Origin of the sequence: Roseovarius sp. BRH_c41, assembly GCF_000961715.1 — a bacterium.
Taxonomy (GTDB): domain Bacteria; phylum Pseudomonadota; class Alphaproteobacteria; order Rhodobacterales; family Rhodobacteraceae; genus Roseovarius.
Window position 1 is genome coordinate 1 of sequence record NZ_LADY01000014.1, and the last position, 5,779, is coordinate 5,779.

Genomic DNA, 5,779 nt, shown 5'->3' on the forward strand with positions numbered 1-5,779 from the left:
TCCACCAGTTCCAGCAGCTCTTCGTCATCGACCTGATCGACCTTGTTCATGTAGACGACCATGAAGGGGATGCCGACCTGACGACCGAGCAGGATGTGCTCGCGGGTCTGCGGCATCGGGCCGTCAGCGGCGTTCACAACCAGGATCGCGCCGTCCATCTGCGCGGCACCGGTGATCATGTTCTTCACATAGTCGGCGTGGCCGGGGCAGTCGACATGGGCGTAGTGACGCGCCTCGGTCTCGTATTCCACATGCGCGGTCGAGATCGTGATCCCGCGCGCCTTTTCTTCAGGCGCACCGTCAATCTGGTCATAGGCCCGGAATTCGCCAAAATACTTGGTGATCGCCGCCGTCAACGTCGTCTTGCCGTGGTCAACGTGACCAATCGTGCCGATGTTCACATGCGGCTTGTTACGTGCAAACTTTTCCTTTGCCATATCTCAGGACGCCTTGTCAGTTGGGGGGCCGCCATGGCCCGAGGGTTACATCGCGCGCCGTTTATTGGGTTGCGCCGGGAAAATCAAGCCTTACTCTCTGCGCTGGAGTTACTCAGCAGGGGGCGATGCGACCGCGGGCTCCTCGTTCACCTCAGCGGCGGCGCTGGCTAGTTCAGCGGCGCTTGGGACTGCCGCTTGGTTTGGTACGGGCGCGCTCGCTGCGAGCGGTGTTGGCACCTCTGCGAGCCGCGCCTCGGGGCGCGGTTTGTCATTGGCAGGCACGCCATCATCCTCGAACCAGCCAAATTCGTTGTTTTGCTGAACCAGCCAGTTCTGGATCTGCTTGGCCGCGTTGCGGCTCAGGTTCTCAAGCTGCTTTTCCTTGCTCTGGGTCAGGCCAGATCCAAGAAAGGTATTGCCCGAAAAGCTCTCGACCACCGTCACCAGATGCGGCTTGGCATTGAGCTTGGCGCCCTTTGCGTCATCCCATGCGGTGACATTCAGGATCAGCGCCGATTTTGGCGAGGCCACCAGCGGCACGCCCGGAATGGCCAGCACATAGCCTTCGACACTCACCCCAAGATGATAGAGCTTGGTGCCTTCATAGCGCCCGAACCGATCCGTCATCGCCAAGGTCATCGCCGCGATCCATTCCTCCTTGGAGGCCTCGCGTGAGGCCGGACCCTTGGTCAGGTTCGGGGCCACCACGACATTATGCCCAAGGTGAAAGTTGCCCAAATAGGCCGGAGCCTCGTCAAGATCATTGGCATTGGTACACGCCGCCATCAGAGCAAGACCAAAGAGCGCGAGGAAACGGATCATCAAAAACTTCCCGAAACGTGACAGTTCGGGCAGGGATAGCCCAGCCACCGCCCTTGCGCAATCATTTGCCCGACGCCATCCCACGCCCTATGTCTGGTGTGACCCGCAAGAGGTGCCCCATGCCGCCGATGTCCAAAACGAACCATCCCCGAACACCCGTGCATGTGCCTCTGGTGACTGAACCGATGGGGGTCTTGGCCAGCTTGCGCGCGGCGCGGCGCAACATCCTGTCGATCATCCCGGAAATTGCCACCCGGCAGCCCATGGTCTCGGGGCGCACGGGCAAACGCTGGCATATGGTGATGGATCCCGGTGCAATCCGGCGAATGCTCTTGGAAAGTCTAGACAATTACCCCAAGTCCATCGTCACCAAGAACCTCTTGCGTCCCGCGATCGGCGACTCTCTCTTTATCGCCGAGGGTGCGCATTGGCGCTGGCAAAGGCGCACGGCGGCCCCGGTCTTTTCGCATCGCAATGTGATGAACCTCGCCCCGATCATGACCGGCGCTGCCGACCGGAGCGCCGAGCGAATCGCGGCTGCAGGTCCACGCGCTGTGGATATGGCCGCCGAGATGGTGCGCACCACGTTTGAGGTCATCGCCGATGTGACCTTTTCAGACGACGGCATGTTTGACGTCGATGCCGTGCACCGCGGGATTGACGCCTATATTTCCGAGGCGGGCAAGATCTCACTCTTTGATATTCTTGGATTTCCTGACTGGGTCCCGCGTCCAGGCCGGTTGATGTCAGGCGGCTCTGTAGCCGAGATGAAGCGCGTGGCGGATCAGGCGGTCGAGGCGCGACGTTCGCGGGGCGCACAGGGCGTGCCCGACCTGCTCGATCTTTTGCTGGAGGGCGAAGACCCGGAAACCAAACGGCGCATGAACACGGCGGAATTGCGCGATAACCTGCTGACCTTTATCGTGGCAGGGCACGAGACGACGGCGCTGACATTGGGATGGTCGCTCTATCTATGCGCCTTTGATCAAACCGTTCAGGACCGCGCCCGCGCCGAGGCGCAAGCCGTGCTACAGGGGCGCGCCGCGACAGGCGAGGACGTGGCCCGCCTGCCCTATATCCGTCAGATCATCGACGAGGCGTTACGGCTTTATCCGCCTGCGGGCATCATCTCTCGGACCGCGCAGGTTGCCGATACGCTCTGCGGGCGCGATATTCGTGCGGGGGATACGGTGATCATCCCGATCTATGCGCTGCACCGCAATCACCTCTTGTGGCCAGAACCGGATGCCTTCGATCCTGACCGCTTTGCCGACCGCAAGAGCCTTGAGCGCTATGCCTATCTGCCCTTTGGTGACGGGCCGCGCATCTGCATCGGCGCGAGTTTTGCACTGCAGGAGGCGGTGATCATCCTTGCAACGCTGCTCTCGCGATTCAGATTCACGCCCGTACCGGGCCGGGAGCCGGAGCCGGTGATGATCCTAACCCTGCGGCCACAGGGCGGGGTCTGGTTGATGGCGGATCCCGTTCACGAGATCGGCCAAAAACCCGCAACCGTTTGAATCAGGCTGGCATTCTCTCTTCGACAATCCCCGCCCACCAGCTACAGCCCGCCGGAATGGTCTCGTCGTTGAAATTATAATCCGGGCTGTGAACCATCGCCGTATCGCCATTGCCCACAAGGATATAGGCCCCCGGTCGCTCTTCGAGCATGAAGGCGAAATCCTCGCCGCCCATGATCAAGGGGGCTTCGTCGCAGCCGCCGCTGACCTTGGCCGCGACGCTTGCCGCGAACTCGGTCTGTTCCTCATGGTTGATCATCACCGGGTAACCTCGATGGTAACTCACCTCGGCACGACCGCCGAAACCCGCCGTCACATGCTCACAGAGCGCACGAATACGGGCCTCTGCCAGATCGCGCATCTGCGTACTCATTGTACGAACTGTACCTCGAAGATGTACACCTTGCGGAATGACATTGAACGCGTTGGACGAGGTCTGAAAGGACGTGACCGAGACCACCACCTGATCCACCGGATCGGCGTTACGGCTGGCAATGGTTTGCAGCATTGTGACCAGATGGGCCGCCATGACGGTCGTGTCCACGGTCTCATGCGGCTTGGCGGCGTGTCCGCCCTTGCCGGTGAGCGCGATGTCGAATTGATCGGTCGCGGCAAAAAATGCGCCGGGGCGAATGGCAAAACTGCCCACCGGGCGGCCCGGCCAGTTGTGCATGCCATAGACTTCCTGAATGCCGAAGCGGTCCATCATCCCGTCCTCGCACATCTCGCGGCCCCCGGCCCCACCTTCCTCGGCGGGCTGAAAGATCACCACGGCAGTGCCATCGAAATTGCGGGTCTCCGCCAGATATTGCGCGGCCCCAAGCAGCATGGCGGTATGCCCGTCATGGCCACAGGCATGCATCGCACCGGGGGTCTTGGAGGCGTAGTCAACACCGGTCGCCTCATGGATCGGCAGAGCATCCATGTCTGCGCGCAGGCCGACCACCCGCCCTGAGGCCGTGCTGCGGCCCTTGATCACCCCCACAACGCCGGTGCGCCCGATCCCAGTGACCACCTGATCGCAGCCAAAGGCCTTGAGCTTTTCCGCGACAAGCGCGCTGGTACGATGCGTCTCGTAGAGGATTTCGGGATGGGCGTGGATGTCGCGGCGCCAGTCCGTGATATCATTGTGCAATTCAGCAAAGCGGTTCTTGACGGGCATCGGTCTCACTCCTCTTGGCAATTCGGCCTGTTCGCAAATTCGGGATTTGCTCCACCGTGGCGCAAAGCCAGTGCGACCACAAGGGGCACGGTCACAGCGACGCATTTGCCATATACAAGAGCGCATGTCTGAGGTATGCGTCGCGGCTTGACGCGCAAGCCGCACCCCTTTTCGGAACCGACCTCCCCCATGATCCTGCCTGCCCTCTCCAATGCTCTTGCCGCGCGCGGCTATGAAACCCTGACGCCTGTGCAAGAGGCGGTGACGGACCCCGCGCTCTCTGGGTCTGACCTTTTGGTGTCGGCCCAGACCGGATCAGGCAAGACCGTGGGTTTTGGTCTGGCGATAGCGCCGACCTTGCTCGATGGTGCCGAGCGTTTGCCACCTGCTGCGGCACCGCTTGCGCTGATCGTGGCGCCCACGCGCGAACTGGCGTTGCAGGTGATGCGCGAGCTGAGCTGGCTCTATGCCGAGGCGGGCGCACGGTTGGTGTCTTGTGTGGGGGGCATGGATGCCCGCGACGAGCGGCGCGCGCTCGAACGTGGCGCGCATATCGTCGTCGGCACGCCCGGACGGCTGTGTGACCATATCAACCGTGGCGCGCTCGACATGACCAGCCTGCGCGCCATCGTGCTCGACGAGGCCGACGAAATGCTCGATCTCGGCTTTCGCGAAGATCTCGAATTCATGCTCGCCGCCGCCCCGGCAGAGCGTCGCACGCTGATGTTCTCGGCCACCGTGCCGCCGATGATCGCCAAGCTGGCGGAAAAATTCCAGCGCGATGCGCACCGCGTGACCACCCTGACCGGGGCCAAGCAACATGCCGATATCTCCTATCAGGCGCTGACCGTGGTGCCGCATGACGCCGAGGGTGCGGTGATCAACCTCCTGCGGTATCACGATGCGCAGAACGCCATCGTCTTTGCCAATACCCGCGCGATGGTGGCCCGGCTGACCGCGCGTCTGGCCAATCGCGGCTTTGCTGTCGTGTCGCTCTCGGGGGAACTCAGCCAAGCCGAGCGCACCCATGCCCTGCAAGCGATGCGCGACGGGCGGGCACGGGTCTGCGTGGCCACCGATGTGGCGGCGCGCGGCATCGACCTGCCCAATCTCGATCTTGTGGTGCATGCCGAACTGCCCACCAATTCCGAAGGCCTCTTGCATCGTTCTGGCCGCACGGGTCGTGCCGGGCGCAAGGGCATCTCTGCCCTGATCGTCCCGGTCAAATCCGCGAACAAGGCCGAGCGCCTGCTGAAATTCGCCAAGATCACCGCCGAATGGACCACGCCCCCGACACCCGACGATATCGAGGCCAAGGATCGCGAGCGGCTCCTGTCCGATCCGGTCTGGTCCGAAACCCCCTCTGAGACCGAGGCCGCCTTTGCCGCCGAATTGCTGGCGCTGCACAGCCCCGAGGTGATCGCCGCCGCCTATCTCCGGCTCTATAAATCGCGCTGGTCCGCGCCCGAGGAACTGAGTGCGCCCGGCAGCCCCGCGCCCGCCCGCGAGCGCGCCGCCTTTGGCCCGAGCCGCTGGTTTGCGCTCTCGGTCGGCAACAATGACCGGGCCGAAGCGCGGTGGTTGCTGCCGCTCTTGTGCCGCGCTGGCAATATGGACAAATCCGCGATTGGGGCCATTCGCGTGCAGGCCTCCGAGACCTTTGTCGAACTGGCCGAGGCCGCTGTTCCGGGCTTTCTCGCCGCACTTGGCGAGGGCGGGCAGTTGGATGAGGGTATTATCGCCCGTCAGTTGGACAGCGCCCCCGATCTCGGCTCTGCCCCGCGCGCCCCGCGGGAGGACCGTCCCGAGCGGGCGCCCCGTGCCCCGCGTGAGGATCG

At 63.0% G+C, this 5,779-nt stretch carries 5 protein-coding genes; 2 read left to right on the top strand and 3 right to left on the bottom strand.

Annotated elements, in window-relative coordinates; all coding sequences use genetic code 11:
- Both VR71_RS04130 and VR71_RS04135 read right to left on the bottom strand, forming a co-directional pair.
- Positions 1–437, bottom strand: a 437-nt coding sequence (locus VR71_RS04130; protein WP_045681462.1) for a GTP-binding protein, incomplete at its 3' end; no start/stop codon positions are given.
- Positions 438–545: 108 nt separating this feature from the next.
- Positions 546–1,259, bottom strand: a complete 714-nt coding sequence (locus tag VR71_RS04135; protein WP_045681464.1) for a hypothetical protein — start codon at positions 1,257–1,259, stop codon at positions 546–548.
- A gap of 119 nt (positions 1,260–1,378) precedes the next feature.
- Here VR71_RS04135 and VR71_RS04140 point away from each other — a divergent pair, with 119 nt between their 5' ends.
- Complete coding sequence (locus VR71_RS04140) at positions 1,379–2,779, top strand: cytochrome P450 (RefSeq protein ID WP_045681465.1); 1,401 nt, start codon at positions 1,379–1,381, stop codon at positions 2,777–2,779.
- A gap of 1 nt (position 2,780) precedes the next feature.
- On the opposite strand, the gene VR71_RS04145 is transcribed toward VR71_RS04140, so the two are convergent.
- Positions 2,781–3,941, bottom strand: a complete 1,161-nt coding sequence (locus tag VR71_RS04145; protein ID WP_045681467.1) for a M20 aminoacylase family protein — start codon at positions 3,939–3,941, stop codon at positions 2,781–2,783.
- 189 nt (positions 3,942–4,130) lie between these two features.
- Here VR71_RS04145 and VR71_RS04150 point away from each other — a divergent pair.
- A partial coding sequence (locus VR71_RS04150; protein WP_045681470.1) for a DEAD/DEAH box helicase occupies positions 4,131–5,779 on the top strand: 1,649 nt, incomplete at its 3' end.